Annotated in this window: 26 protein-coding genes and 1 pseudogene; 12 read left to right on the top strand and 15 right to left on the bottom strand. The window is 73.7% G+C overall.

The window, feature by feature from the left end; all coding sequences use genetic code 11:
* Positions 1 to 11 precede the first annotated feature (11 nt).
* Positions 12 to 3,125, bottom strand: coding sequence for a diguanylate cyclase (locus BJY16_RS24470; protein WP_185041911.1), 3,114 nt, complete (start codon positions 3,123 to 3,125; stop codon positions 12 to 14).
* Between the two features lie 216 nt (positions 3,126 to 3,341).
* Here BJY16_RS24470 and BJY16_RS24465 point away from each other — a divergent pair, with 216 nt between their 5' ends.
* Positions 3,342 to 4,868 carry a S8 family serine peptidase gene (locus BJY16_RS24465; RefSeq protein ID WP_185041910.1) on the top strand — a complete coding sequence of 509 codons (1,527 nt, stop codon included), beginning with the start codon at positions 3,342 to 3,344 and terminating at the stop codon, positions 4,866 to 4,868.
* Here the strand turns inward: BJY16_RS24465 and BJY16_RS24460 are convergent, their stop codons facing one another.
* Positions 4,869 to 6,440, bottom strand: coding sequence for a serine/threonine-protein kinase (locus BJY16_RS24460; protein ID WP_185041909.1), 1,572 nt, complete (start codon positions 6,438 to 6,440; stop codon positions 4,869 to 4,871). It abuts the gene before it with no gap.
* A gap of 186 nt (positions 6,441 to 6,626) precedes the next feature.
* Positions 6,627 to 7,532, bottom strand: a complete 906-nt coding sequence (locus tag BJY16_RS24455; protein WP_221502035.1) for a serine hydrolase — start codon at positions 7,530 to 7,532, stop codon at positions 6,627 to 6,629.
* A gap of 304 nt (positions 7,533 to 7,836) precedes the next feature.
* On the opposite strand from BJY16_RS24455, the gene BJY16_RS24450 reads away from it, so the two are divergent.
* Positions 7,837 to 8,151 carry a TM2 domain-containing protein gene (locus BJY16_RS24450; RefSeq protein WP_239177954.1) on the top strand — a complete coding sequence of 105 codons (315 nt, stop codon included), beginning with the start codon at positions 7,837 to 7,839 and terminating at the stop codon, positions 8,149 to 8,151.
* Between the two features lie 66 nt (positions 8,152 to 8,217).
* On the opposite strand, the gene BJY16_RS24445 is transcribed toward BJY16_RS24450, so the two are convergent.
* The gene (locus BJY16_RS24445; RefSeq protein WP_185041908.1) at positions 8,218 to 8,367 is read right to left on the bottom strand and encodes a hypothetical protein; all 150 of its coding nucleotides are present in this window, start codon (positions 8,365 to 8,367) and stop codon (positions 8,218 to 8,220) included.
* A 139-nt stretch (positions 8,368 to 8,506) separates the two neighbouring features.
* Between BJY16_RS24445 and BJY16_RS24440 the strand changes: the two genes are divergently transcribed.
* Both BJY16_RS24440 and BJY16_RS24435 read left to right on the top strand, forming a co-directional pair.
* On the top strand, positions 8,507 to 9,106 hold the full coding sequence (locus BJY16_RS24440; protein ID WP_185041907.1) for a mycothiol-dependent nitroreductase Rv2466c family protein: 600 nt from the start codon (positions 8,507 to 8,509) through the stop codon (positions 9,104 to 9,106).
* 192 nt (positions 9,107 to 9,298) lie between these two features.
* Positions 9,299 to 10,174, top strand: coding sequence for a hypothetical protein (locus BJY16_RS24435; protein ID WP_185041906.1), 876 nt, complete (start codon positions 9,299 to 9,301; stop codon positions 10,172 to 10,174).
* Here the strand turns inward: BJY16_RS24435 and BJY16_RS24430 are convergent.
* Positions 10,149 to 11,036 (bottom strand): LysR family transcriptional regulator, encoded by an 888-nt coding sequence (locus BJY16_RS24430; protein ID WP_185041905.1) that lies wholly within the window; start codon positions 11,034 to 11,036, stop codon positions 10,149 to 10,151. The genes BJY16_RS24435 and BJY16_RS24430 overlap by 26 nt on opposite strands.
* A 72-nt stretch (positions 11,037 to 11,108) precedes the next feature.
* Between BJY16_RS24430 and BJY16_RS24425 the strand changes: the two genes are divergently transcribed.
* Positions 11,109 to 12,005: a DMT family transporter gene (locus tag BJY16_RS24425; protein WP_239177955.1), complete on the top strand. Its 897-nt coding sequence runs from the start codon at positions 11,109 to 11,111 to the stop codon at positions 12,003 to 12,005.
* The gene (locus BJY16_RS24420) at positions 12,002 to 12,166 is read left to right on the top strand and encodes a hypothetical protein (protein WP_185041904.1); all 165 of its coding nucleotides are present in this window, start codon (positions 12,002 to 12,004) and stop codon (positions 12,164 to 12,166) included. The genes BJY16_RS24425 and BJY16_RS24420 overlap by 4 nt, the downstream gene beginning before the upstream one ends.
* Before the next feature lie 35 nt (positions 12,167 to 12,201).
* Here the strand turns inward: BJY16_RS24420 and BJY16_RS24415 are convergent, their stop codons facing one another.
* From BJY16_RS24415 to BJY16_RS24405, 3 genes are all read right to left on the bottom strand, one after another.
* Entirely contained in the window at positions 12,202 to 12,741 is a 540-nt protein-coding gene (locus BJY16_RS24415) for a hypothetical protein (RefSeq protein ID WP_185041903.1), read from the bottom strand.
* 462 nt (positions 12,742 to 13,203) lie between these two features.
* Positions 13,204 to 13,473 (bottom strand): flagellar biosynthesis protein FliQ, encoded by a 270-nt coding sequence (fliQ, locus tag BJY16_RS24410; protein ID WP_185038766.1) that lies wholly within the window; start codon positions 13,471 to 13,473, stop codon positions 13,204 to 13,206.
* A gap of 121 nt (positions 13,474 to 13,594) precedes the next feature.
* Positions 13,595 to 14,089 (bottom strand): hypothetical protein, encoded by a 495-nt coding sequence (locus BJY16_RS24405; protein WP_185041902.1) that lies wholly within the window; start codon positions 14,087 to 14,089, stop codon positions 13,595 to 13,597.
* Positions 14,090 to 14,434: 345 nt separating this feature from the next.
* On the opposite strand from BJY16_RS24405, the gene BJY16_RS24400 reads away from it, so the two are divergent.
* A complete protein-coding gene (locus BJY16_RS24400; protein ID WP_185041901.1) occupies positions 14,435 to 14,854 on the top strand; it encodes a nitroreductase family deazaflavin-dependent oxidoreductase in 420 nt (139 codons plus the stop codon).
* An 18-nt stretch (positions 14,855 to 14,872) separates the two neighbouring features.
* On the opposite strand, the gene BJY16_RS24395 is transcribed toward BJY16_RS24400, so the two are convergent.
* Positions 14,873 to 15,793, bottom strand: a complete 921-nt coding sequence (locus BJY16_RS24395) for an anti-sigma factor RsbA family regulatory protein (protein WP_185041900.1) — start codon at positions 15,791 to 15,793, stop codon at positions 14,873 to 14,875.
* A 267-nt stretch (positions 15,794 to 16,060) separates the two neighbouring features.
* Between BJY16_RS24395 and BJY16_RS24390 the strand changes: the two genes are divergently transcribed.
* The gene (locus BJY16_RS24390; RefSeq protein ID WP_185041899.1) at positions 16,061 to 17,008 is read left to right on the top strand and encodes a TIGR03557 family F420-dependent LLM class oxidoreductase; all 948 of its coding nucleotides are present in this window, start codon (positions 16,061 to 16,063) and stop codon (positions 17,006 to 17,008) included.
* A 30-nt stretch (positions 17,009 to 17,038) separates the two neighbouring features.
* Here the strand turns inward: BJY16_RS24390 and BJY16_RS24385 are convergent, their stop codons facing one another.
* Positions 17,039 to 18,241, bottom strand: coding sequence for a cytochrome P450 (locus BJY16_RS24385; RefSeq protein ID WP_185046634.1), 1,203 nt, complete (start codon positions 18,239 to 18,241; stop codon positions 17,039 to 17,041).
* Positions 18,242 to 18,363: 122 nt separating this feature from the next.
* Here BJY16_RS24385 and BJY16_RS24380 point away from each other — a divergent pair, with 122 nt between their 5' ends.
* Together BJY16_RS24380 and BJY16_RS24375 are read left to right on the top strand one after the other, a co-directional pair.
* On the top strand, positions 18,364 to 19,536 hold the full coding sequence (locus BJY16_RS24380) for an FIST signal transduction protein (RefSeq protein ID WP_185041898.1): 1,173 nt from the start codon (positions 18,364 to 18,366) through the stop codon (positions 19,534 to 19,536).
* A 4-nt stretch (positions 19,537 to 19,540) separates the two neighbouring features.
* Complete coding sequence (locus BJY16_RS24375) at positions 19,541 to 20,962, top strand: GGDEF domain-containing protein (RefSeq protein ID WP_185041897.1); 1,422 nt, start codon at positions 19,541 to 19,543, stop codon at positions 20,960 to 20,962.
* A gap of 96 nt (positions 20,963 to 21,058) precedes the next feature.
* On the opposite strand, the gene BJY16_RS24370 is transcribed toward BJY16_RS24375, so the two are convergent.
* A complete protein-coding gene (locus BJY16_RS24370; RefSeq protein WP_185041896.1) occupies positions 21,059 to 21,910 on the bottom strand; it encodes an NADP-dependent oxidoreductase in 852 nt (283 codons plus the stop codon).
* A gap of 85 nt (positions 21,911 to 21,995) precedes the next feature.
* Between BJY16_RS24370 and BJY16_RS24365 the strand changes: the two are divergent.
* Positions 21,996 to 22,898 (top strand): annotated as a pseudogene (locus BJY16_RS24365) (AraC family transcriptional regulator); the annotation flags it as partial.
* Here the strand turns inward: BJY16_RS24365 and BJY16_RS24360 are convergent.
* Both BJY16_RS24360 and BJY16_RS24355 read right to left on the bottom strand, forming a co-directional pair.
* Positions 22,889 to 23,536 (bottom strand): NADPH-dependent F420 reductase, encoded by a 648-nt coding sequence (locus BJY16_RS24360; RefSeq protein WP_185041895.1) that lies wholly within the window; start codon positions 23,534 to 23,536, stop codon positions 22,889 to 22,891. The pseudogene BJY16_RS24365 and the gene BJY16_RS24360 overlap by 10 nt on opposite strands.
* On the bottom strand, positions 23,536 to 24,570 hold the full coding sequence (locus tag BJY16_RS24355) for an LLM class flavin-dependent oxidoreductase (RefSeq protein WP_185041894.1): 1,035 nt from the start codon (positions 24,568 to 24,570) through the stop codon (positions 23,536 to 23,538). Before BJY16_RS24355 ends, BJY16_RS24360 begins: the two co-directional genes overlap by 1 nt.
* A gap of 71 nt (positions 24,571 to 24,641) precedes the next feature.
* Here BJY16_RS24355 and BJY16_RS24350 point away from each other — a divergent pair, with 71 nt between their 5' ends.
* Positions 24,642 to 25,112: a MarR family winged helix-turn-helix transcriptional regulator gene (locus BJY16_RS24350; protein ID WP_185041893.1), complete on the top strand. Its 471-nt coding sequence runs from the start codon at positions 24,642 to 24,644 to the stop codon at positions 25,110 to 25,112.
* A gap of 29 nt (positions 25,113 to 25,141) precedes the next feature.
* On the opposite strand, the gene BJY16_RS24345 is transcribed toward BJY16_RS24350, so the two are convergent.
* Positions 25,142 to 26,227: an NADAR family protein gene (locus tag BJY16_RS24345; RefSeq protein WP_185041892.1), complete on the bottom strand. Its 1,086-nt coding sequence runs from the start codon at positions 26,225 to 26,227 to the stop codon at positions 25,142 to 25,144.
* A 4-nt stretch (positions 26,228 to 26,231) separates the two neighbouring features.
* Entirely contained in the window at positions 26,232 to 26,945 is a 714-nt protein-coding gene (locus BJY16_RS24340) for a YwiC-like family protein (protein WP_185041891.1), read from the bottom strand.
* Between the last annotated feature and the right edge of the window lie 13 nt (positions 26,946 to 26,958).

The raw sequence follows: 26,958 nt of genomic DNA, 5'->3' as shown, positions 1-26,958 counted from the left end.
CCGCCGAGGCCTCACCGGGCGGACGCGACCACCTCGTCCAGGTTCATCGCCGTCCCCGCCCGCCAGGCGCCGGCGAAGCCGCGGTCCCCCAGCGCGGCCTGTCCCGCCGCGCACACCGCGTCGCGCCGCGTCGCGGCCTCGGCCGGCTCGGCCAGGTGGTGCTTGCGCCGCAGCTCGCCGGCCGCCGCGACCAGCCGCACCGCGCGCGCCGGCTCGGTCGCCACCAGCACCGAGGCCAGGCATTCGAACGAATTGGCCAGGTCCTCCCGGTCGCCGATCTCGTGGCGCCGGTCCAGCCCGGCCCGGAACAGCCGGGCCGCCTCCCCCGGATCCCCCTCGGCCTGCGCTGCCAGCCCCAGCTGGTGCTGCGCCATCGCCTCGCCGAACAGGTCGCCCAGCTCCCGGCTCAGCGCCAGCGCCTCGGCGGCCGACTCGCGCGCGCCGGCCGGGTCGCCCTGCGCCAGCCGGATGTCGGTCCGGCACTCCAGGCCGAGCAGCACGCCCCGGCTGTTCCCGGCGGCCCGCTCCAGTTCCAGGCACTGATCGATGTAGCCGGCCGCCGGCCCGATCTCGCCCTGCCGCAGCGCGAGCTTCGCCAGGTTGCCGAGCGCGACCGCCACCCCGGCCGGCTGGTCCAGCTCCCGGCACACGTCGAGTCCGAACCGGAAGTGATCAGCAGCGGCCACGAAGTCCCCGGAGCGCAGCGCCGCCACGCCCAGGATGTTGCGCGCCTGCGCCTCGATCTGCCGTTCCCCGACGCGCACGGCCAGCGCCAGGCAGCGCGTCCCGTAGTCCGCCGCGGTCGTGTTGTCGTCCTGCGTCGCGGCCAGCACGGCGGCCGGGTAGAGCAGCTCGGCCCGCTCCGTGTCGGGCAGCCCGTCCGGCACGCTGAGCAGCCGATCCAGCCACTGCCGGCCCTCCGCGATGTGGTTGCCGTTGCGCCAGTGCCGCCACAGCCCGCGGCAGATCCGGGCCGCCGTCGCGGTGTCGCCGGCGTCCAGCGCGTTGCGCACCGCGTCGCGCAGGTTCGGGTACTCCAGGTCCAGCCGCTCCGCCCAGGCCTGCTGATCAGCGCCGGTCATCCCGTCGGCCGCCAGGGCGGCCAGATCGGCGAAGTACCCGGCGTGGCGCCGCCGCACCGCCGCCAGGTCCGCCTCACTCACGGCCAGGAGCTCTTCGGCGTACGCCCGGATCGTCGCCAGCATCCGGAACCGTCCGGACGGCGTCTCCACGGTGAGCAGGCTCTTGTCCACCAGCCGGGCCATCCCGGCGGCCGCCCCGGGCAGCACCGCCTCGGCCGCCTCCGCGGTGCACCCGCCGGCGAACACCGCCAGCCCGGTGAAGATCCGCCGCTGGTCCGCGTCCAGCAGCCCGAAACTCCACCCGATCGCCCCGCGCAGGGTCTGCTGCCGCTCCGGCCGGTCCCGCGGCCCGGTCAGGTCGAGATGCTGGTCGAGCAGCGTCCGCAGGTGCGGCACCGAGTAGGCGCCGGCGCGCGCCGCGACCAGTTCGATGGCCAGCGGCAGCCGGTCCAGCCGTTCGCAGAGCGCGACGACCTCGGCCCGGTCCGCCACGAAGTCGGCGTCGGCGGCCCGGGCGCGCTGGGTGAACAGCGACTCGGCGTCACCGGCCGGCAGCGGCGGCACCCGGTAGACCTGCTCGCCGTAGACCCCGAGCGGCTCCCGACTGGTCGCCAGGATCCGCAGCCCGGGCGCCTCGGCGAGCAGCCGGGCCAGGGTGAGCGCCAGCCCGGGCACCTGTTCCAGGTTGTCGGCGACGAGCAGCAGCTCGGCGTCGGCCAGCACCTCGGCGAGGGCGTCCGCCAGGTCCACCCCGGGCACGTCGTCGACCTGCAGCGCCGCGGCCAGCGCCCGGACCGCCTCGGCGGTGTCGGTGGTGTCCGCGAACGGCACGAAGAGCACCCCGTCCGAGTAGTCGCCGGCCACCTCCCGGGCCACCACGACGGACAGCCGGGTCTTCCCGATGCCGCCCGGCCCGGCCAGCGTGACCAGGCGGTGGGTCTGGAGCAGCGTGGCCGCCCGGCGGCGTTCCGGCTGCCGGCCGACCAGCGAGGTGAGCTCGGCGGGCAGCCGCAGCCGCCGCGCCGGCCGGCCGGCCGCGGTGCCGGTCAGCGTCCAGCCGCCGGCGCCGTCCGGGATCACCTCGACCCGCTCGCGCAGCCGGTCCAGGGTGCGCACCACCGCGGCGGGCAGCCCGCCGCTGCGCCGGACCACCTCGCCGACCAGCGCGGGCGACGGCTCCCCGGCCAGCGCGGCGCGCAGCCAGATGTGCACGGTGGCCGGCGACCACGGGTCGAGCCGGGCCACCCCGAGCTCCGGGACGCCCAGGCCGGCGGGCGGGCCGGTGGTCGCGTACGCGATGCCGCCCACCCGCCCGCCGAGCAGCGCCGCCGGGTCGGTGTCCAGGTCGGCGAGCAGCAGCCGGTCCGGGCCGAACCCGCGCAGCTTGGCCAGCCGGCCCACCTCGTCCAGGAAACGGGTGTGCCCGGCGCCGGGCGGTCCGGTGATCCGCAGCGCGCCGTGCCCGCGCAGGGACAGCTCGGTGAGGAAGTCGTGGACGGCGGCCAGCGCGGTGTCGCGTTCCCAGAGCCGGGACGAGCCGCCGTCCGCCGGGGTCTCCGCGTCGTCCGCCACCACGCCACCGCGGCCACGGCGTTTGGCCAGGTAGTTGCGGCGGTCGGCGGCGGCGACCAGGGCGTCCGCGGAGTCCGCGTGCTCGGGGTAGCTGGCCACGCCGAGGCTGACCGTCAGGTGCAGGGGTGGCTCGGCGCCGTACGGGCGGTCCCGGATCGCGCTGCTCAGCCGCAGGGCGAGCCGCAGGGCGTCAGCCGGGGCGAGGTCCGGGAGCAGCACGACGAACTCGTCGCCGCCGTACCGGAAGACCGTGCCCGCCGTGCCGACCGCGGTCACCGCCCGGCCGGCGATCTCCCGGAGCACCGCGTCGCCGCGCTGGTGGCCGTAGACGTCGTTGACCGTCTTGAAGTGGTCGACGTCGAAGAGGAACAGCGAGCAGCGGCGCCCGCGCAGCGCCGCGGCCAGCCGGGCGGCGAGATCGGCGCGTCCGGCGGTGCCGGTGACCGGGTCCAGCGTCAGCGTGCCGCCCATGCCGCCGTCCTCTCGCTCGCTTCTGCGGAGAGCGCCCATCGGCGCCCGGGACGGCGACCTGAGAGTTCTTCCGCGATCCCGGCCGGCGGACACCGACCCTGATCATCCGAACGTCCGGAAGCCGGTCCCGGGGCTGGACGCACACCCGTTCCGCTACCGATCGTGGTGGACGTGACCACCGCACGTGGTCAGGTTCGGTCGTTGGAAGGACATCTGGTGCCCACTTCGAGTTCCGGCCGCGCTCGCCGGCTTTCCCGGGCCACCGCAGCGGCGCTGCTGCCCCTCACCCTGCTCGCCCCGGCCGTCCCGGCCGCGGCGGCGAGCCGGTCCGCGCCGGGCGGCGGCTGGTCCGGGACCTGGCTGAGTTCCGGCACCACCGGTACGGCGGGGACCGCGCTCAGGGACGTCCGCCGGATCATCGGCGCGGACTCGGGCGCCGCCGCCTCGCTGACCGGCGCCGGCGTCGGCGTGGCGCTGCTCGACACCGGCGTCGCCCCGGTGCCCGGGATCCCGGCGGCACAGCTGGTCAACGGGCCCGACCTGTCCTTCGAGTCGCAGTCCGACGAGCTGCGCTACCTGGACACCTACGGTCACGGGACACACCTGGCCGGGATCATCATCGGCAACGACACGGCCAGCGGCAGCGTCGGCCTCGCACCGAAGGCCAAGCTCACCTCGGTCAAGCTGGGCACCGCGAACGGGGCGGTCGACGTGTCCCAGGTGATCGCCGCGATCGACTGGGTGGTGGAGCACCGCAACGACGACCCGGCCAACCCGACCCGGGTGCTGAACCTGTCCTACGGCAGCGGCGGCAACCCGGCGGCCTGGACCGACCCGCTGCAGTACGCCGCCGAGCAGGCCTGGAAGGCCGGCATCGTGGTGGTCGCCGCGGCCGGCAACGACGGCAACGGCAGCACCACGCTGGCGAACCCGGCCACCGACCCGTTCGTGCTGTCGGTCGGCGCCACCGCGACCAACGGGACCACCGCGGCCGGCGACGACACCCTGGCCACCTACACCAACCTGGCCACCCAGGAGAAGCAGCCGGACGTCCTCGCTCCCGGCGAGTCGATCGCGTCGCTGCGCGACCCGGGCTCGAACATCGACAACAACTACCCGGGCGCCCGGACCGGCACCACGCTGTTCCGCGGCAGCGGCACCTCGCAGGCCGCCGCGGTCACCTCGGCCGCCGTGGCGCTGCTCCTGCAGGCCCGCCCGTCGCTCACCCCGGACCAGGTGAAGGATCTGCTCAAGCGGGGCACCGCGGTCACCGGCAAGGCGGCCACCCTGGGCCTCAAGCAGATCAACGTCGGCACCGCGCTCGGCCTCACCCCGTCGTCGTCCAGCCAGCAGACCTGGACCCCGTCGAACGGCAGCGGCAACCTCGACGACGCCCGCGGCGACAGCCGGGTGGTCAGCAACAACGTCCCGCTCAGCGGCGAGATGACCATCTTCGGGCCGTTCCACAGCGCGAACTGGGCGGTCTTCTCGTCCACCGGCGCGTCCTGGCAGGGCGGCCAGTGGATGGGCATGCGGATGGCCGGCGACGGCTGGACCGGCTCGTCGTTCGCCTCGAGGACGTGGGCACCGGCGACCTGGGCGGGCACCCCGTGGGGCGGCGCCAGCTCGTGGACCGACCCGAACTGGACCGGTCGCTTCTGGTCCGGCCGCTTCTGGTCGGCGGGCGCGTGGTCCGGCCGGTTCTGGTCCTCGGAGGACTGGTCCGGCTCGACCTGGGGCTGATCAGCTCTCGGACGCCGACGGTTCCGATCCGGCGCAGGTCACCGTGACGGTGACCTGCGCCGAGCCGTGTTTGAAGACGACCGCCGGGGCCGGTCCGGGTTCCTCGTCGGCCGACTGGACCTTGTACGTCCTGGCCGCCGTCCAGGACAGCACCTGCGCGGTGCCGGGCGACGGGCAGCTCGCCTTCACGGTTCCGGCGCTGGTGGTGAGCGTCCGCTGGACCGGCGTCGCGGTCGTCGGCTGCGTCGCCGGCGGGGTCGGGGTCGTCGGCGTGGCGGGCGGCGGCGTGGCCGGGGTCGCCCCGGGAGTCGTCGGCACCGGGCTCGTGGTGGTCCCCGCCGTCGCGGCCGGGGCCGGCGCGGACCGCTCGGTGCGGCCGGCCTGCACCGCCGCGGACGCGGGCCCGGCCGCGCCCGGCTCCTGCGACGGTGCCGGCGGTACCGGGGCCGCGGACGGTCCGGAGGTGCCCCGCGTCGCCGCGCCCGTGACGCCGCCGCCGTCCCGGTCGGGAAAGAGCAGCCAGCCGCCGGCGGCCAGCACCGCCACCACCACCCCGGCGGCGACCACGAGCGGCCGGCGCGGCTTCGAGGCCGGGACCGGAGCCGGGAGGGCGGCCGGGACCGGGCCCGGAGCCGGGGCTGGAGCCGGGACCGCGGCCGGCAGCTGCTGGGTGCCCTGCGGCGGCCGGACCAGCAGCGTCGGCTCGGGCACCGGCGGCACCCCGGCGGCCGCCACCGGCAGCTCATCGGTGATCATCCGGAGGCCCGCGGCGACCGCCAGCACCCCGGCCACCTCGCGGGCGCTCGGCCGGACCGCCGGGTCCTTGGCCAGGCAGCGGTCGCACAGCCGGACCACGTGCCCCGGCACCCCGGGCACCGGCGGCAGCGGGGCCGGCTCCACGTAGACGTGCGCCTCCAGCATCTGCCGGGTGTTCTCCGCCGTCCACGGCGTATGTCCGGTGAACGCCAGGTGGAGCAGCACCCCGAGCGCGTAGACGTCGGCCGGCGGCGCGACCGCCGCCCCGAACAGCCGCTCCGGCGCGAGATAGGCGGGCGTCCCGAGCACCTCGGTGTCCGGCGACCCGGTCCCCTCGGGCGCCACCGCCGCGGCGATCCCGAAGTCCACCACCTTGGCCCCGGTCGGCCCGAGGATCACGTTGCCCGGCTTGATGTCCCGGTGCACCAGCCCTTCGCCGTGCGCCGCGGCCAGCGCCGCCGCGATCTCCGCGCCGACCCGCATGGCGAACCGCGGCGGCAGCGGCCCGGCGGTCAGCCGCTGGGCGAGCGTGCCACCGGGGACCAGCTCCATCACGACGTACCGGAGAAGGCGCCCGTCGTGCTCGGTCTCGCCGTAGTCGTAGACCTGCGCGATGTTCGGATGCGACAGCGCCGCCGCGGCCAGCGCCTCCTGCCGGATCCGGTCACCGAACCGCAGCGTGGCCATCAGCTTGACCGCGACGTCGCGCCCCAGCACCAGATCCCGCGCCCGCCAGACGACGGCCATCCCGCCCTCGCCGAGCTGGTCCAGCAGCCGGTAGCGCCCGTTGAGAAACAGACCTCCGCCGATGCTCACTCAGCGCAGTCTGCCAACATCAGCGATCTTTCGCACCCCGGCGGGCCGGTCCGTCGCCGCCCGGTCGCTCGACTCGGCCGGCGACGGGTCCGCTCCACCCGCGGCCACTGCCTTTCCGGTACGCGAAAGCGCCCGCCCCGGCTGTCTCCGCGGCGGGCGCTCCCGGTCGTACCGTAAGCGGGATTTCTAGTATTTGAGGTACTGCCGGGTCAGCTTGGCGACCTTCTCGACCAGGGCGATGCCGCCCTCCATCGACTTGTTGTTGTGCGACAGCACGGCGACCGAGACGTTGACGTCGTCGCCGGAGGTGACCCGGCCGATGGTGTTGACCGCCCACAGGCCGCCGTCGGCGGAGCGGGTGTCCCAGCCGTTCTTGACCGTGGTGGTCTCGCCGGACTTGGCCACCGCCGGGACGCCCCAGTCCTGCGCCTCGTTCACCGTGTTCATCAGCTTGAACGCGGTCTTGCGCGAGCCGGCGTCCAGCGGGCCCTCGGTGTCGACCAGCTTGGCCAGCAGTTTCAGCTGGTCGTCGACGGTGGTCCGGGTCAGGCCCCAGGAGCTGTTGACCACGGTGTCGGTCAGGCCGAGCCGCTTGTTGCACTTGGTGACCGCGCTCTTGCCGCCCAGCCGCTGGAACAGCGAGGTGGTCGCGTTGTTGTCGCTGAGCTGGATCATCGGCTTGGCCAGGGCCATCTCGCTGGTGCTCGGCTCCCGGCCGGCGTCCTGGTCCTTGAGCAGCATGCAGGCGAGGATCTGCGCCTTCACGATGCTGGCCGTGTCGTAGTGCTCGTCGCCGCGGTAGGCGTAGGTCTCGCCGGTGGTCAGGTCCTGCACCGCGACGGAGAACTCCGGCGAACTGGCGGACAGCTTCTTCAGCGCGGCGTCCAGCTGCTTCTTCCGCTTCGCCCGCTCGGCCTTGGCCAGCTCCTCGGGGCTGGGCCCGGTCGGGGTCGGCGAGGCGGTCGGCGACGACCCACCGCCCAGACTCAGCGCGCTCGGCAGCACGCCCCCGCCGTCGGTGCCGTCGTCCTCGCTGAGGCCGGCGTAGATCAGGCCGCCTCCGCCGAGAACCACGGCCGCCGCCACAGCCATAATCGCCACCCGGTATCGCTGCACCCGTGCATACTGCCGCGCCACCGACCGGTTCACAAATCCCCGCACTCTCGGCATCCGGCCCGCCACCTGCAGTGATCGCGCGCCCCGCCCTTTCCTCCTCCGAAGCTCCCTTCTCCCCGCGGATCCGGGCGCCTGTCGCGGGCCCGCCCGGACCCGTCCGCCGCGGAGCACCCGACCCCGGTCGAGGCCTCGGTGTCCGGCGCGGTGGCCCGCAAACCCTGACCCCGCGCGGACCGGCGGCTGGATCACGCTCGCCGTCCGGGCCGCTATCGTTGCGCGCGTGATCCCCTCCCCGGAACAGGCCACCCTCCCGGAGTGGGAGCGCCTGCGCCTGCTGCGCGCCGAGTCCGAGTTCGACGCGATCAAGAAGAACCCCAGGCTGGCGTACGCCCTGTGGTGCGTGACCGGCGTCTTCGGCGGCCACCGCTTCTACCTCGGCGACACGCTTCAGTCGATAGCGATGCTGTTCACCCTGGGCGGCCTGGGCGTGTGGACCCTGCTCGACGCTTTCTTCATCGCCCGCCGCGTCCGCACGGTCAACAGCTCCCGCCGAGCCATGGTGATGGCCCGCTACGGCATCCTCGACGCCACCTGACCGTCCCGCCACCCGGCCCCTCCCGCCACCTGGCGGCGCCCATCGGAGCGGGTCCGCGCGACCGCGTCAGCGGGAGCGGGTCAGGCGGAGCAGCAGGGCCACGCCGAGGGCCAGCGTCAGCAAGCCGCCGAGCACCGCGAAGGCCAGCAGCGCCGGCAGCAGCAGCCCACCCCAGCCGGACCCGGCCTCGGCCGCCAGCACCTCGTTGATCTCCATGAGCCGGGAAGCTACCAGCCTCCGGCAAGACAGGGCGCCCGGACCAATGATTGGCCCATCCATTCGGCCTGGAATTGGCACACCCGGCAGGCCAATCTGGGATCTAGCGTGGTCGGCGAAACCCGTGAGGAGCCTGATCATGACTTCCGTCGATCTGTATTTCGACGCCGCCTGCCCGTTCGCCTGGATCACGTCGCGCTGGATCCTGGAGGTGCGGCCGCTGCGCGACCTCGAGTTGCGGTTCCGGCCGATGAGCCTGTTCGTGCTGAACGAGGGCCGCGAGCTGCCCGACTGGTACCGCGACCTGGTGGACCGCTCGCTCGGGATGGCCCGGGTGGTCACCGCGGCCGCGCAGCTGCACGGCGAGCAGGTGCTCGGCGAGCTCTACACGGCGCTCGGCACCCGCATCCACCAGCAGGGAAACAAGGATTTCACCGCGGTGATCCGGCAGGCGCTGGCCGAGGCCGGGCTGCCGGCGTCGCTGGCCGAGGCGGCCGGGACCACCGAGTGGGACGAGGGGCTGCGCAAGTCGCACCACGAGGGGATGGACCCGGTCGGCGAGGACGTCGGCACGCCGACCATCCACATCGACGGGGTGGCGTTCTTCGGGCCGGTGCTGAACCGGATCCCGCGCGGCGAGGAGGCGGCCCGGCTGTTCGACGCCGCCCGGACGCTGGCGAACCACCCCGGGTTCTTCGAGCTCAAGCGCACCCGGACGGGGGGCCTGCACTTCGACTGAGCGCCTGGACGGCACGAGAGGGGAAAAGAAAGTGCCGGCCACCACAGGCCGGCACCCGTTCACAGTAGCAACTTCCGTACCAAAATTGCTTTTTTAGGGAAAAACGGGCGTGTCGGGACGGCCCCACCGCACCGCGGTGTCCCCGGCCGTTGTGCGACCATGCTGATCTGACCTGCGGTTACGGGGGTGGAGATGCGGACGATCACGCGCCGGGTCACGCTGCGCCATGCCGACCTGGACGGCTCGGCGTGCACCGCCCCGGACGAGCTGGCCGAGGTGCTGCGCGGCCGCGACCCGGTGGTGGTCGTGCTGGAGCACCGGGTCAAGGGGGTGACCCCGACCCGGGAGGTCTTCGAGGCACGCCTGGAGCAGGACATCACCTGGCAGTTCACCGGGATCACCTGGCCGGACGACCTGCGCACCGGCATGGTCGTCACGATCTCCTGGCAGTCCGGCCGGGACGCCGTGGTGATCCGCACCAAGGTGCTGGACGACCCGATGCGCATCGACGGCGTCAACTACTACCACGAGTACGACCCGAAGACCGTCACCCGCGACTTCGAGGCCCGCCCGTCGAACCGGGCCCAGGTGCTCACCACGATCCGCAAGCTGGGCCGGGTCTTCGAGGACGGCAGCGCGGTCTTCCCGGAGTCCGAGCTGGCCCGGCGGTCCGGGCTGGGCCGCGGCCAGAAGGGCGCGTTCCTGCTGAAGAACGCGGTCGACCAGCTGATCCGGGAGGGCTACGTGACCCGGGTCGAGGGCAGCCTCGACCCGGCCGGCCATCCGTCCTATCCGGCCGTCGACGGCGAGGAGCCGGTGGACCTGCTGTTCTACGCCCCGCTGGTGGAGCCGGCGCAGCATCCCAGCGAGCCGGACGGGGACCCGGAGCACCATGACCGCCGCGAGCACTGGGTCAAGGGTTTCGTCCGCAAGCTTCCGCCCGGCGCCCAGCCGTCCGAGAAGCAGCTCTCCGCCTACCAGCGCGCGGTGGAGAACGAGCTGATCGACGAGGACGAGGAGCTGCCCCCGGGCTACACCTTCGTCAAGAAGCACCACCGGCACGGCTGACCTCGCGCAACGCGTCCAGGACCGCCCGCACGGCCGCCCGGTGCAGGGTCTCCGGCCTGGTCAGCACGTCGATGTGGCGGCCGGCCGGCAGGTCGGCCAGGGGCCGCAGCACCAGCCGCGGGTCGGGCACCGTCGTATACCCGGGCAGCAGCGCCAGCGCCACCCCGGCGGCCACCATCGACGCGGTCACGGTGAACTCGTTGATCCGGTGCGCGATGTCGAGCGGCCGCCCGGCCGCCGCCCCGATCGCGGTCAGCACCCCCTCGACCGGAAACCCCTCGTGCACGCTGACCCACGGCTCGCCGGCCACGTCGGCGGCGGTCAGCCGGGGCTTGCCGGCCAGCGGCGAGTCCGCGGCCATCGCCACGTAGAGCGGCTCGTAGACCAGCGGCACCACGGTCAGCCGCTCGGCCGGCCAGGGCGGGCTGTGCGCCAGCCGGTGCGCGATCACCAGGTCGTAGTCGCCGACCAGGCCGGGGAAGTCGACGCGCGCCACGTCCTCGTCCGCGCAGCGCACCTGTGGGACCCGCCGGACCAGCGGCGGGAACCAGGTCAGCGCGGCGCTGTGGAAGGCCGAGACGGTGACCGGTGCCGCCGGATCGTCCAGGTAGGCGCCGACCGCGCGGTCGGCCCGGTCCAGCGCGGTCATCACCTCGACCGCCGCCGCGGCCAGGGCCCGGCCGGCCTCGGTGAGCACCAGGCGGCGGCCGCTGCGCTCGGTCAGCGGCACCCGCGCCGACCGTTGCAGCGTGTTCAACTGCTGGGACACCGCGGACGGCGTGATGTGCAGCGCGCGGGCCACCGCCGCGACACTGCCCCGGTCCCCGAGCTCGCGCAACAGCCGCAGGTGGTGCGGATCCATCAGGCTCCACTACATCGTCGATTCAGAGGTTGGTGTCTTGTCTACCGGATCGACCGGGCTGAGGCTCACCCTGTGTCGACAACGCGTGTGGGTGACGTCCTGTTGCTGGCCGTCGCCGTGGTCTGGGGAAGCAGCTATCTGACCGCGAAGACCCTGGTGGTCGCGGGCGGCGTGCTGGTCGTGCTGGCGCTGCGCTTCCTGGTCTCGGCGGCCGCCATGCTGCCGTTGCTCGTCCGGCACCGGCCGAGCCGGCCCGAGGCCGGCATCGGCATCCTGCTCGGCGTCACGCAGGCTTCGGTCCTGGTGCTGGAGACGTACGGCGTGTCGCTGACCAGCGCGACCAACGCCGGCGTGCTGATCAGCCTGACCATCCTGCTCACGCCGATCCTGGAAGGTCTCGTCGCCCGGCGCTGGCTGCCGGCCCGGTTCTTCCTGGCGGCCGGCGTCGCGGTGGCCGGCGTGGTGCTGCTGGTCGCCGGGCCCGGCCTGCGCGCGCCGTCCCTCGGTGACGCGCTGATGCTGGCCGCCGCCGTGGTCCGGGCCGTCCACGTGACCCTGTCCGCGCACCTGACCCGGGGGCACGCCTTCCGGACCACCACGCTGACCACCCTGCAGACCGTCGTCGGCGCCGTCCTGTTCACCGCGGCGGCCGGCTCGTCGCTGCTCCCGGGCGCCGCCGCCCTGGACGCCGGCGCCTGGCTGGGCGTGCTCCACCTGGCGCTGGGCTGCAGCGTCTTCGCCTTCGTGGTGCAGCTGTGGGCGATCCGCCGCACCTCCGCCGCCCGGGCCAGCCTGCTGCTCGGCACCGAGCCGGTCTGGGCCGTCCTGATCGGCGTCCTCCTGGCCGGCGAACACCTCAGCGTCGCCGCGGCCGCCGGCATCGTCCTGGTGCTGGCCGGCACCTACTACGGTCAGCGCATGGAGAGCCGCGCCCGATCCGCCCAGCCCGCCGTCGCCCTGGTCCCGTGACAGCGTCCCCGGAGCAGCGGTGGGTCGTCTGGCGCCAGGACGACAACGGCAACCGCTACGTGGTCGCCCGCGGCCGGTCCCGCGCCGAGGCCGACGAGTTGGCGGCCACGCTGGAGGCCCGTGGCCACAAGCAGCTCTACTGGGTCGCCCCGGACGAGTAACCCCGGCCGGCCGCCCCACCCACTCGTGCGAGCGGTCAGGCGAAGTCCCGGTACTTCAGCTTCGCCCGCCGCCCGTCCGGGTGGTGCCACACGATGCCCTCATATTCCGGGTGCGCCAGGATCCAGGCCCGCAGCCCGTCCAGGTCCCGCGGCACCTCGAACCGTTCCGCGTCGGCGTGCGCGACCAGCTCGTGCCCGGCCACCCGCTCCGGATTACCGTTGATCTTCGGACCGATCAGCTCGTAGGTCCCCGGCGCCCACCGCCCGCTCCGCGCCACCGCCTCGACGTGACACGCCGCGTAGGACGACTGTGCGACCGGCTCCCAGCCCACCGTCTTCCCGGTGTTCTCATCGGTCATCACCGCCCGGTACCCGGCCGGCCGGTTCCGCCCCGGCCGCACCTCCCGGCGCGCCCACCAGACCCCGTCCTCGTCCAGAAGAACGCAGGTCCCGTCATATTTCCGGGTCGCGACTCCCGCCCCGTCGAGCACCCACTGACACTCCGGGTCGGCCTCGGGCAGCACCCGCCGGCGATCGTCCGGGTCCCGCCGGAACACCGTAGGAATCTTCCGCATGCCGAAATCCTCGCAGCCCGGTCCACCGATTAACCCAGCGCCGGCCCGAGGTCCGCGTCACCCTCTTCCGGTACGCCCGCAACGCCCGCTCCACGCCCGGACCGCAGCGCGCCCACGGTCCCCCGGCTGGCCCTCACGGGTGCCTCGACCACCCCGAAACACCCCTCACAACCAGCCGGACAACCGCGACACGCGCCGGACCGCAGCACGCCCCACGCTCCCCCGGCTGGCCCTCACGGGTGCCTCGACCACCCCGAAACACCCCTCACAACCAGCCGGACAACCGCGACACGCGCCGGACCGCAACGCGCCCCACGCTCCCCCGGCTGGCCCTCACGGGTGCCTCGACCACCCGAAACACCCCTCACACCCAGCCGGACAACCGCGAGACGCGAAAAGGCCGCCCGACGGGCGGCCTTTTTCGACGTGCGGGGCGGATCAGCTTTCGACGTGCGGGGCGGATCAGCGCAGCAGGTCCGGGATCCGGTCGAACAGCTGCGTCGTGTAGGTGATCATCTCGTGCAGCATCCAGTTGCCGGTGAACAGCAGCACCGCGCCGATCGCCACCGCCTTCGGCACGAACGACAGCGTCGCCTCCTGGATCTGCGTCACCGACTGGAACAACGAGATCGCGAACCCGACCGCCAGCGCGGTCAGCAGCACCGGCGCGGACAGCTTCGCCGCGATCGTCATCGCCTGCAGCCCCAGCTCAACCACCATCGTGTCGGTCATGCCCCACACTTCGGGCGATCCACCACCGCCCGGAGTGCAGACCGGTCACACCCCGGTTGCCATTCGGTTCACCCGCACAGGAAACCTCAAGTAGCCCGCCCCGCTGCCGCACCCCGGGACCTCAGTCGGAGCGGCCGATGTGCAGGTGCCAGACCTTCGCGCCGACACGCACCACGATGTCGACGTAGTCGACGTCCCAGAACGCACCTTTTTCGACCGCTTTGACGTCCATCAGGTAGGCCTCGACCCCGGGCGGCCACACCTGGCCGAGCAGCGCCACCAGCCACTCGGTCAGCCCTTCGGCCAGCCGGCGCGGCGGCGAGCCCTCGGCCGCGTGCGCCGGGGCGAACCAGCCGGGCAGCACGTCGAGGATCGCCCGGGACCAGGACGCGAGCGGGCTCAGCGTGGGTCGCAGCCCGTCGCCGAGCAGCGCCTCGGCCGACCTGGACACGCTGCCCTTGATCAGCGGCTGCTGGCTGAGCCGGAGGCTGACCGAGTGGTTCGTCCCGCAGAGCAGGTCCTCCAGGATCCGCAGCGTGCGCTCGATCATCTCCACCGCTTCGTCCGGCGTCGCGTCCGCCACCGGCTCGATCCTCGCCCAGTCGAATCCCGTCACGCCGCGGAGCCTATGCCGCCCGAGCGACCCGCTCACCGGCGCGACAGACCGCCGGGGCCGCGGCTCGCGCGGGGGCCGCCGATGGTGGCGGAGGACCGCCGGTGGCCGCGGAGACCGGCGGATGGTTGCGCAGGGGCCGCCGATGGTGGCGGAGGACCGCGGGTCGCCGCGGAGACCGGCGGATGGTTGCGCAGGGCCGCCGATGGTGGCGGAGGACCGCAGGTGGCCGCGGAGCGCGGCGGATGGTTGCGCGGGGCCGCGGATGGTGGCGGCGGACTTCCGGTGGCGGGTGGTTGGTGGTGGCGATGACGGCTACGCCGGGAGGATTTGGGTACGTTGGACGGCATGGTTTCCGCGATGGAGTTGCACGGTGATCCGCATGTCGCCCGGTACCTGGAGACCGACGGTGCGGACGGGTTCCACTGGCGTAACGGGACCGAGATCCTGATCCTGTTCACCACCGGGCGCAAGTCCGGCGAGGAGCGGTCGCATGCGCTGATCTTCCGGGAGCACGAGGGTGCCTACCTGGTGGTCGCGTCCAAGGGTGGCGCGGCCGCGCCGCCGGCCTGGTTCGTCAACCTGTCCGCGCAGCCCCGGGTCGAGGTGCAGATCAAGGGTGACCGCTTCCCGGCGACGGCCCGGGTCGCCACCCCGGCGGAGAAGCCGGCGATGTGGGCGAAGATGGTGGAGGCCTGGCCGGACTACGACGAGTACCAGAAGAAGACCGACCGCGAGATCCCGATCGTCGTCCTGGAGCGGACCTGACCACACGCCCCGGACCGGCTAGAGCAGCATGTGCAGGCGGATGCTGGTGCTGCCCGGCTCGGTGTGGATGCGTACCAGGTCGCACACCTGATTGGCGAGCAGCAACCCGCGCCCGCCCTCCCGGTTGACCGACGGCGGGATCCGCCCGACGAGCGGATCGGTCAGGTGACCGCCGTCGTCGACCTGGCAGACCAGCCGCCCCGGCTCGGTCCAGGTGGAGATCACGCCGCCGCCGGGCGCGTACCGGATGGTGTTCTCGGCCAGCTCGTTGACCGCCAGCACGAAGTCCTCACCGCGGTCGCCGAGCAGCCCGGCCTCCCGGGCCTGCCCGCGGGCGAAGGCGCGCACCGCGGACAGCTCCCGGGCCGCAGTGTATTCCCAGGTGGCGGCGGCGTCCGGGATCGGCGGCAGGGGCTGGTTGAAGGCGGCCGCCGCGGTCACCCCGTCGGTGTACCAAGGGCTGGGCTTGCGCTGCCCGGACTCGATCATCACGGGGTGGGTGTGCCAGGCGTCGTCGACCCACGCCGGGTCCAGGCGGCCCGCGTCGTACGGGCACAGCACGGTCGCCGCCACGCCGGCGAAGGCCGCGTTGATCAGCGCCTCGTGGGCGGCGCAGGCCGGGTACTCGATGCCGGACCGGCTGGGCCAGATCGGCTCGCCGATCGCGGCGACCCGGCGCCCCGGGTGCCGGGCGGCGAAGGCCAGCAGCACCCCGGGGATGATCCGGCCGGGGTTACGCCCGGCCTCGGCCATGTCGGCGAAGGTCACCGCGTCGCCGAGATCGGTGAGCTCGTCGCGCAGCATCGTCAGGTTGTCGCCGGGCACCGCGACCAGCACCGGCTCGCCGGCGGCCACCGCGGCCCGGGCGAACGCCGTCGTACCGGCGAGGTAGTCGGCGGTGTTGTGGTACAGCAGACCGGGATGATCGAAGGCGGTCATCGCACCGCCTCGTGGCCGCTCCCCCGCAGGCGGCCGGGCCGCGCTGCGCCGAACATCGGCTGCCTCCTGGCCCTCCGGCCGTCTCTCCGGGGCCGGCGCGTGCTGAGGCCGGCCACTGCCCTCGGATCGGCCCGGGCCCCGGCCCGGCCGAACCAGCATCGAGCGTAGCGCCGAACCTGGCCTCGGTAACCTGTCACGAAGTGTCCCTTACCCCGATTTCGCGACACTGGCACGTTTCCCGGGCACCGGCCGGGGAAGGCGATCAGCATGCGATTCGGATACAAGCTGATGGCCGAGGGGTTCGGCCCCAAGGAACTGATCCGCCAGGCGGTCCGCGCCGAGCAGGCCGGATTCGACTTCGTCGAGATCAGCGACCACTACCACCCGTGGCTCGAGGAACAGGGCCACTCCCCGTTCGCCTGGAACGTGCTGAGCGCGATCGCCGCCCGCACCGACCGGCTCGGGCTGGCCACCGGGGTGACCTGCCCGACGGTCCGCTACCACCCGGCGATCATCGCGCAGGCGGCAGCCACCCTGGCGATCATCTCGGACGGGCGGTTCACCCTGGGCATCGGCTCCGGCGAGCGGCTCAACGAGCACGTCGTCGGCCGGCCGTGGCCGGGCATCGACGTCCGGCAGGAGATGCTGGCCGAGGCGCTGGACATCATCAACCTGCTCTGGCAGGGCGGCTACCGGTCCTACCAGGGCAAGCACCTGCAGCTGGAGGACGCCCGGGTGTGGGACCTGCCGGAGACCCTGCCGGTGGTCGCGGTCGCGGCCGGCGGCTCCCAGGCGGCCACCCTGGCCGGCACGCACGGCAGCGGACTGTTCGCCACCGAGCCGCGCGCCGACCTGGTCACCGCTTTCGAGAAGGCCGGCGGGGACGGCCCGAAGTACGCCGAGATCCCGATGGCCTGGGCACCGACCGCGGACGCCGCCGCCGAGGAGGCGCACCGCACCTCCCGGTGGGCGCTGACCGGCTGGAAGGTGATGGCCGAGCTGCCCAACCCGGTGAACTTCGACGCCGCCTCGCAGACCGTGCGCGTGGAGGACGTACGGGAGAAGTTCGTCTGCGGTCCGGACGCGCAGCCCTACCTGGACGCGGCGCGGACCTATGCCGAGGCCGGTTTTGATCACCTGGTGCTGCAGAACGCCGGACCGGACCCGGACGGGTTCATGGACTTCTTCCAGAGCGAGATCAAGCCCCGGTGGTGACCGACCGCGATCAAGCCGGACGGAGCGAGATCAGGCCCCGGTGGTGATCGGCAGGCTGGCGTAGCCGCGCAGCACCAGGCGGTCCCGGCGGACCGGCTCGCCGGCCAGGGCGAGCCCGGGCAGCCTGGTCAGCAGCAGCGGAAACGCCACCTGCGCCTCCAGCCGGGCGAGCGGCGCGCCGAGGCAGTAGTGCGCGCCGCCGCCGAACGAGACCGGCTGGATGTTCGGCCGGTCCGGGTCGAAGCGGTGCGGGTCGGGGTAGCGCTCCGGGTCCCGGTTCGCCGAGCCGAGCAGCATGGTCAGCATGGTGCCGGTGCCCAGGTGCTTGCCGTCGCCCAGGTCGAGCGGGGTGGTGGTGAAGCGGGAGGTGAGCTGGACCGGGGAGTCGTACCGGAGGATCTCCTCGACGACAGCGGGCGCGCGCTCCGCGTCTGATCGCAACCGGTCAGCTTCCCGGGGATGGTCCAGCAGGACCTGGAGGCCGGTGCCGAGCAGGTTGGTGGTCGTCTCGAAGCCGGCCACCAGCAGCAGCACCAGGTTGGCCAGCAGCTCCTCGCCGGTGAGCACGGCGTCCTCGGCGCCGGCGGCCTGGACGAGCGCGCTGGTCAGGTCGTCGCCCGGGGACCGCTGCCGGTCGGCGACCAGGCCGACGAAGTAGTCCTCCAGGTCGCGCCCGGCCTTGTCGGCGCGGCTCATCTCCTCCTCGCTGCTGATCGGCTCGAGGACCACGGTCAGGTCGGCGGCCCGCTGCCGGAACCAGTGCCGCTCCGACTCCGGGATGCCGAGCAGCGCGCAGATCACCGCGATCGGCAGCGGGTAGGCGAACGAGCTGACGAAATCGGTCTCCGCGGGCAGCTCATCGATCAGCTCGTGGACCTGCGCGGTGATCACGTCGCGCATCGCGGCGACCCGGCGGGCGGTGAAGGTGGCGGCGGCGGCCCGGCGCATCCGGGAGTGGTCCGGCGGGTTGGTCTGCAGCATCGACAGCACCACCGAGGCGACTCCCCGGTTGTCCCGCCAGTCCGGCCAGAACTGGTCGTAGTCGCTCTTGTCGGCGACCCGCAGGCTCGGGTCCCGCAGCAGCCGGCTGACCAGCGCGTGCGAGGTGACCCACCACTGGTTCTCCATGCCGGGGAAGGCGGCCGCGTGCGCGCGGAGCACGTCATAGGCCGGGTAGGGATCGATCCGCCCCTCCGGTTGGAACAGCGAGCCGACCGCGGTGTCGAAATCCATGTCGATCCCCATCCGGCCATCATGCCCGGCGATGTCGAGACCCGCCGCCCCGGTTTCGCTCAGGACCGGGGTGGCCCGACCGATCTCGCACCCCGGAAGCGCGGCGCGACTGGGGAGCGATCATGAGCGGATCGGAACAGCGGTGGTTCGGGGTGGGGCGCAGCCTTCTGGCCGACCCGGCCGAGGCCGGGGCCCAGGCGTGCCGCGAGGCGCTCGGCGGCCGCCGGGCCGCGCTGGTGATCGTCTTCGCGTCGCTGTCGCACTCGACGCCGGAGATGGCCGCCGCGGTGCACGCCGCGGCCGGCGGTGACGTGCTGATGATCGGCTGCTCGACGTCCGGCGAGTACACCACCGACGGGCCGGTCGCCGGGGTGGTGGTCAACGCGCTGGGCGGCTACGCCGCGGCGGTGCGGGCGGTTCCGCACGACAGCATGGATCTCTACGCGGCCGGCGAGACGGTGGCGTCCGCGCTCGACGACGTCGAGGCGGAGCACCGGGTGCTGCTGATGCTCGGCGACGGGCGCAGCGGCGACCAGCAGGAGGTGGTCCGCGGCGCCTACGCGATCAGCGGGGCCCAGGTCCCGCTGGTCGGCGGCTGCGCGGGCGACAACGTGACGCAGACCGGCACGTTCGCGTTCTTCAGCGACGGCGGCGAGGTGCGGGTGCTGCCGAACGCGGTGCTCGGCGCCGCGCTGGGCTCGCCGTCGCCGTTCGGGATCGGGCTGGCGCACGGCTGGCACCGGATCGGCGAGCCGATGGTGGTGACCCGCAGCGAGGGCGGCAAGATCTACGAGCTGGACGGGGAGCCGGCGCTCGACGTCTACCTGCGGCGGACCGGCGGGGCGGCCGAGCTGGCCGCGGACCCGGAGGCGTTCCTGCAGTTCGCCACGATCCGGCCGCTCGGGCTGGCCCGGCGTACCGGGGAGGACGTCCGGATCATCTTCGAGTGCGACGGCGAGGAGCGGTCGATCTCCGGCCTGGCCGACACGCCGGAGGGCGCGATGGTCTGGTTCATGGCCGGCGAGACCGACCAGGTGGTGGACGCGGCGGCGGACGCCGCCCGGGCCGCCGCGGACGCCGTCGACGGCGCCGCGCCGCTGGGGGTGCTGGTCTTCGACTGTTGCGTACGCCCGATCGCGCTCGGCCCGGACCACACGGACCTGGCCACCGAGCGGCTCCGGGACCGGCTCAAGCCGATCCCGTTCGGCGGCTTCTATTCCAATGGCGAGATCGTCCGGCAGGGCGGCGCGAAGGGTATGCACCACCTGACGGTGGCCGCCCTCGCTGTGAGCTGACGCCATGACCGCCTGGTCGATGCTCCAGCTCAGCGAGTACTTCAGCGCGATCACCCGGGCCGGTGACGAGCCCACCGCCACCCGGGTCGCGGTGCAGCGCGCCACCGAGGCCACCGACGCCGAGCTGGGCGCGGTGATCTGCGGGGACGTGCTGGCCGCCTCGGTCGGGCTGGGCCGTTCGCCGGACCCGGCGCTGTTCGCCGGCATCCGGTCGGGCACCGAGACGGCCACGTTCCCGGGTGTCGGGGACGCCTTCGTGACCGTCCACGCGCTGGCCGGCGTCCACGGCGAGCGGCTGGTGCTGGCCCGCGCCGGCGAGCCGTTCAGCGCCGAGGAACGCCAGATGCTGCAGGGCATGGCGAAGGTGCTCGGGCTGGCCCTGCGCGGGCTACGGACGCTCGCCGCCGAGCAGCAGCTGCGCCTGGAGCGGGAGCGCGAGGCGGCGGCCCGGCTGGTGCTGGTGGAGGCGCTGGAGCGGCGCGAGCTGCTGCTGGAGACGCTGCTGCGGGTGCAGCGGGCGGCCGGCCAGGGCGCCCCGCTGGGCGAGCTGCTCGACTCGATCACCACCGGGGCGCGGGCGCTGCTGGAGGTGGACGGCGGCGCCGCGCTGGTGCTGCACGACGTGGCCGACCCGGCCGTGCTCACGGTGGCGTCGCTGGCCGGCGTCTTCCGGCACCGCGACGACATCCTGCACGCGGCGGACCGGGCGATGGCGACCGCCCGGCCGGTCGGCAACGGCCTGCTGGCCGCCGCTCCGGTGCACATCGGCGACCGGGTGGCCGGCGCGTTCGTGCTGAACAAGGGCGAGGGCGCCGAGGTGCGCGACGCCGAGCGGCGCGACGTGCTGGCGGCGTTCAGCGAGCAGGCCAGCCTGGCGCTGACCGGCGCGCACACCGCGGCCGCGATGCACGAGGCGCACCACTGCCCGCTGACCCGCCTGCCGAACCGGACGCTGTTCCTGCAGCGGGTCGAGCGGGTGCTCGCGGAGAACACCGGGGCCGCCCTGCTCTACCTCGACCTGGATCTGTTCAAGCAGGTCAACGACACGCTCGGGCACGCCGCCGGGGACGAGCTGCTGCGCGGGGTGGCGGACCGGCTGCGCGCGGCGGTGCGGGAGTCCGACATGGCGGCGCGGTTCGGCGGCGACGAGTTCGCGGTGCTGCTCGAGCCGATCGCGGCCGAGCAGCAGGCGTGGGACATCGCGCAGCGGGTGATCGACGCGATCGGCGAGCCGTTCGAGATCGCCGGCCGGCAGGTGCTCACCCGGGCCAGCGTGGGGATCGCCTACAGCGGGCCGGGACGGACCGCGGAGCGGCTCGTGGAGGACGCGGACCTGGCGATGTACCGGGCCAAGAAGACCCGTCCGGGCACTTGCCGGGCGTTCGAGCCGCGGATGCGTACCGACCTCCTGCGTCCTGCTTGCTGACAGTTCCTCCGGTTCTGCCGGAGCGTGCCCCTGCCTTCAGCGCCACGGTGGTCAGCACCCCCGATCACCGTCACCAGCCATCGCTGACCGCGTGCCTCAGGGGGTCAGGATCGTCTTGCCCCGCAGCCGGCCGGCCTCGGCGTCGCGGTGCACCGCGGCCAGCTCGGTGAGCGGGCGGCTGCCGGCGATGTCCACCCGCACCACCCCGGCGTCGATCAGCGCGACCAGCTCGGCCAGCTGACCGGGGTCGTCGCGGGCCACGAAGTGCACGCCGACCGGGACGGTGACCGAGACCAGGACACCGCCCGGCCGGACCTTCGAGAGCAGCTCGGCGACCTGCGCGGGGCCGATGTCGACCAGGTTGAGGACGGCGTCGGCCCCGCCGGGCAGCGGGGTGCTCCGGTAGTCCACCACCTCGTCGGCGCCCTGCCCGCGGACCGCCTCGGCGCTGCGCGGCGAGGCGGTCGCGATCACGTACGCCCCGGCGTGCTTGGCCAGCTGGACCGCGAACCCGCCGACGCCGCCACCGGCGCCGTTGATCAGGACGCGCTGCCCGGGTTTGACCTCGGCGTGCTCGAAGACCGCCTGCCAGGCGGTGAGACCGGCGATCGGGACGGCGGCCGTGTGCGCCAGCGGCATCGTGGCCGGGGCGGCGACCAGCGAGCCGGCCGGAGCGACCACGTAGTCGGCGGCCGCTCCGGTGACCCGGCCGATGACCCGGTCACCGGTCCCGACCACCGTGCCGGCCACCTCACCACCCAGCGTGCAGGGCAGCTCGATGGGCAGGACGTCGCTCAGCAGGCCGCGGCGGACACCGAGGTCGGACGGGTTGAACGAGGTGCCGGCGACCCGGATCAGCACCTCGCCCGGGCCGGGTTCCGGCTCCGGTACGTCATCGTCCTGGATCACCGACGGGTCGCCGTACCGATGAATTCGCATTGCTCGCATGACCTGAACCTAGGCAGCCGTCGCGGGACGATCCATGCGTCAGCGGCCTGGTTTCCTGCGCGATCGTCCCGCTAGGCTCGGCCCGGTGGACGTGCTGAGCGACGTGATCGCGGTGATGCGGACCGGCGAGCCGCGCTCGGCCCGGGTGGAGTGGCCGGCGCCGTGGGCGCAGGAGTTCGCGGCCGTGCCGGGCGCCGCCGGCCTGCAGGTGGTCCTCTCCGGGACGTGCTGGCTGACCCGGCCGGGCCGTGACCCGATCGAGCTGGCCGCCGGCGACGTGGTGTTCCGGCCGCACGGCGACGGGCACACCCTCGCCGACAGCCCGTCGACCGTGCCGGACGAGCCGGCCTGCGACCCGGACGACCCGCGGTTCGCGGCCCGCTACGCGAACCGGACCGTGGCACACCCGGCCGCCGTCGTCCTGTGCGGTGGCTACCGGCTCGCCCCCGGCCGGGCTCATCCGCTGCTCACCGGGCTGCCCGACCTGATCCACCTGCCCCGGCTCGGCCTGCGCCCGGAGCTGCGGGCCACCGTCGACCTGCTGGCCGGCGAGCTGGAACGGCCCCGGCTGGGCACCGACGCGATCGTCCCGGCGCTGCTCGACACGCTGCTGCTGCACATCCTGCGGACCTGGATCGACCGCGCGCCGGGCGAGCGGACCGGCTGGGCGGCGGCGCTGAACGATCCGCCGATCGCCGCCGCCCTGCGGGCCGTGCACGACGCGCCCGGCCGGGCGTGGACGGTCGCCGCCCTGGCCGCCGAGGCGCGGATGTCGCGCAGCCCGTTCGCCCGGCGCTTCACCGAGCTGCTGGGCCAGCCGCCGCTGACCTATCTGACCTGGTGGCGGATGACCCTCGCGGCCCGGCTGCTGACCACCACGGACGCCCCGCTGGGCGCGGTCGCCACCGCGATCGGGTACGGCTCGGAGTTCGCCTTCGCGGCCGCGTTCAAACGACGTTTCGGCACCCCGCCGGGCCGCTACCGCCGGGCCGGTGGGGCGAACCGGTCCAGCATCGCCCGGACCTCGGCGGCGTCGGTGTTCGCGCCGAACAGTTCGGCGCCCGGTCCCATCGCCGCCCCGGACGCGAGCGGACCGGCGACCACCGGGTCGAAACCCAGCGTGTCGACCAGCTCGGCGACCGCGGCCACCGACCCCGGGTCGTCCCCGGCGATCGCGATCGCCTTGCGGCCCGGCGACCCGGCCGGCCGGGCACCCTCCTCCAGGTCGTGATAGCCCATGTGGTTGAGGCCCTTCACCACCCGGGCGCCGGTCAGGAAGTCCTGGACGACCTCGCTCGACGACCGCCGCGGGTCGGTCAGGTCGTCGCGCACGCCGTCCACCTCCCACCAGTAGTTCATCGCGTCCACGACGAGCTTGCCGTCCAGCAGCTCGGCCGGGACCTCGCGGTACCTGCCGAGCGGCAGGGCGAGCACCACGATGTCCGCCCGCGCGGCCGCCTCGGCCGCGGTCACCGCGACCGCGCCCGGGGTGACCACCTCGACGATCAGGGCGATCCTCGCCGGGTCGCCGGAGCCGGCCACCAGCACGTCGTATCCGGCCGCCACGGCCAGCCGGGCCAGCACGGTGCCGAGCTTGCCGGCGCCGAGGATCCCCAGGGTGGTCATCACTTCTCCGTCATCAGGTCGCGGACCATCGGCAGCACCTTCGCGCCGAACAGCTCGACCGCGCGCAGCCGCGGGCTGACCGGCTGCGCCCCGACCGTGTAGATCAGGTCGAACCGGCCCACGCCGAGCGCCTTGACCGCGCGGGCGATCTTGCGGGCCACCGTCTCCGGCGCGCCCACGTAGAGCGACCCGGTCGCCACCTCGGCGTCGAACTCGGCCCGGCGCAGCGGCGGCCAGCCGCGCAGCGCGCCGATCCGGTCCCGCTGCGTCTTGTAGTGCGGGTAGAACAGCTCCTTCGCCTGCTCGTCGGTGTCCGCGACGAACCCCGGCGAGTGCATGCCGACCGGGTGCGCGACCGTGCCGAGCTGTTCGGCGGCCCGCCGGTACAGCTCGACGTAGGGCGCGAAGCGCTCCGGCTGCCCGCCGATGATGGCCAGCATCAGCGGCAGCCCGTGCCGGGCGGTGCGGACCACCGACTGCGGGGAGCCGCCCACCCCGACCCAGGTGGTCAGCCGGCCGGACTCGGTCCTCGGGAACACCTCGGCGCCGGTCAGCGCCGGGCGGGTGGTGCCGCTCCAGGTGACCGGCTGCTCGTCGAGCAGCTTCACGAACAGGTCGAGCTTCTCCTCGAACAGCACGTCGTAGTCGCTCAGGTCGTAGCCGAACAGCGGGAACGACTCGGTGAAGGACCCGCGCCCGAGGATCACCTCGGCCCGGCCGTGCGACAGCGCGTCCACCGTGGCGAAGCGCTGGAACACCCGGACCGGATCGTCCGAGCTGAGCACGGTGACGCCGGAGCCGAGCCGGATCCGGGAGGTGCGCCCGGCGATCCCGGCCAGCACCGTCTCCGGGGTGGAGATCGAGTACTCCGGGCGGTGGTGCTCGCCCAGCGCGATCGCGTCCACGCCCAGCTCGTCGGCGAGCACCGCCTCCTCGACCACCTGGCGGATCGCGGCCGCGTGCGAGACCAGCCGGCCGGTGTCGTCCTCCGGCACGTCGCCGAAGGTGTCCAGGCCCAGGATCAGGTCGGTCATGGCTCTCGCCTCCCGTTGATTGACACGTCAATCGCTATGATGGACACGTCAACTATCGGAGGTGCGGTTTTATGCCCCGGTCCCGGAGACTTCCCGACCGCGCTCAGCTGGACGCCTGGCGCGCCTTCATCGAGAGCACCGACGCGCTGCGCGGCCGCCTCACCAGCCGGCTGCACGCCGACACCGGTCTCTCCCCCGGCGACTACGCGGTGCTGCTCGCGCTCAGCGAGGCCGAGCGGCAGCGGATGCGCTCGTCCGACCTGGCCGCCCGGATCGGCTGGGAGCGCAGCCGGCTCTCCCACCACCTGGGCCGGATGGAGCGGCGCGGGCTGGTGCGCCGCGAGGAGTGCGCCACCGACAGCCGCGGCGCCGAGGCGATCCTGGAGCCGGCCGGCGCCGCCGCCTTCGACGCCGCCACCGTGCCGCACCTCACCGCGATCCGGGAGCTGTTCGTCGACGCGCTCACCCCGGCCCAGCTCACCGCCGCCGCGGAGATCGCGGCCGCGCTCCAGGCGCACCTCGCCCGGGAGCCAGCCGACTAGCTCCGAACGAATCCCCACTCGCCCGGGAGTCAGTCGGCCAGCTCGGCGCGGATCAGTTGCAGCAGGCGGCCGGTCCAGTTGGCGCCGGCCGAGGTCCAGAAGTCGCCGGCGTAGACCTCCTGGTAGAGGATCGGCGACTCCCCGGTGGCGAGCAGGGTCGCGGCCACCGCCGGGTGTTGCGCGACCTTGGCGCGCAGCAGTTCGGCCATCACGGCGAGCCGGCGGGCGGACCAGCCCGGCGGGATCGGAGTCTTCTGACCCAGGCGGCCCACCGCATGCGGATCGGGCTCGGCGAGGATGCCTTGCGGGTCGCCGGTGGCCAGCGCCCAGTAGGCATGCGTGACGCTCGGATAGGTGACGCCCTCGACGGTGACCGGGATCAGGTCGCCGTTGTGCAGGCCGGTCTGCTTCGCGGGATCGTGGTAGGCGTAGACGGTGTGGCTGGGCGCCGAGGCCGGGCCGTCGACCTGCGTGCGGACTTCGCGGTCGACGTTGTGGGCAACAACATCGGCCTGACACTGGTCGTTGACACGGATGCCGGCCACCGCCCGCGCATGGCTCTCCGCAGTCACCGGTTCCCCGGGCTGCCCTTCGAAGAGGGCGGGCAACAGCGATCCGACATCGGCGGTCAGCGTCCGCAGAGCGGCGTCGACGCCGGCCCCGAGACTCCCCCGGCGCCGATGCCGGGGCACTGCCTCATATCGTTCTCTCAATCCCAGCCGGTTCTCCTCGGTCGGGTCGGCCAGGTAGGTGTCGAGAGCCGCTCGGCAGCGCTGTGCCGAGTCGGGGCGGTGGTTCAGCCGGTCGATCCGGTCGGCGACCTCGCCGAGGAACATGTCCGCGTCCACACGGCTGCGGACGTCGGCGAATCGCCACTCGGCATACGGACTGGCACCCCGGGCACCCTCAGCCGGCGCGGTCGCCACCCGGCCGCTCAGCAACTCCGCGCGGAGGCCGTCGAGGTCGACCAGTGGGCCGCTGCCGCTGTCGATCCGGCCGTCCGCGTAGATCCGCAGGTCGTGCAGGTAGTAGCTGCCCCCGTTGCGGACGAGGACGGTCTCCCCGACGCCCTCGACCCGCAGGCCGTCCACGTCACGATAGGTGCGGCGCCACATCCGATCACTGTAGGACCAGGGTGCCGATCAGCAGGCAGGCGCCGATCTCCAGCAGCCCGACCTGTTTCGGGGTGAGCGGGCGGCGGGGCAGGACCACGGCGCGCAGCGCGAGCACGCCGAACAGCACGCCGAGCGGCCAGCTCAGCCAGGTGGCGACGGCGACCGCGACCAGGTGGTAGGCGACCGAGGCGCGGTAGTGGGCGACGCTGCCCCGCTCGCGGATCATCGTCTTCACGTAGAGGACGGTGCCGGTGAAGTAGAGCAGCGCGACGGTGAACGGGACCGCCACGTCGGCGGGCGGGACGCCGGCGACGGTGCCGGCCACGAAGACCATCAGGCAGCTCTGCACGACCGAGACCAGGTCGTTGAGCATGGCGCGCTCCTGGCGGCGCCAGGCATACCAGGTGTTCACGCCGAGCAGGACCACGAACAGCGGGCCATAGAGCAGCACCCGCGGGCCGGCGAGGACGACCAGGAGACCGAAGAGCGCGGTGCTCACCCCGTACGCCAGCAATTGGTCCTGGAATTTCCGCGGCCGTCGCGACTTGACCGCCAGCAGAGCGTAATAGGACAGCAGGTAGCCGGAGAGCCAGGCGAGCAGCAGCGGCACGTGCGGCCAGCGGAAACCGGCGGTCACCACGCCGATCAGGTAGGGCAGGAGCAGCATCGCCCAGGCGCCGTGCTGGGGCGGCACGAATCTCCGCCGGCTGAATCGCATGAGGTCAAGCTAG

Source organism: Actinoplanes octamycinicus, assembly GCF_014205225.1.
In the GTDB taxonomy this organism is placed as follows: Bacteria; Actinomycetota; Actinomycetes; order Mycobacteriales; family Micromonosporaceae; genus Actinoplanes; species Actinoplanes octamycinicus.
The sequence above is the reverse complement of the archived record's forward strand: the minus strand, read 5'-3'. Positions and strand labels throughout refer to the sequence as shown.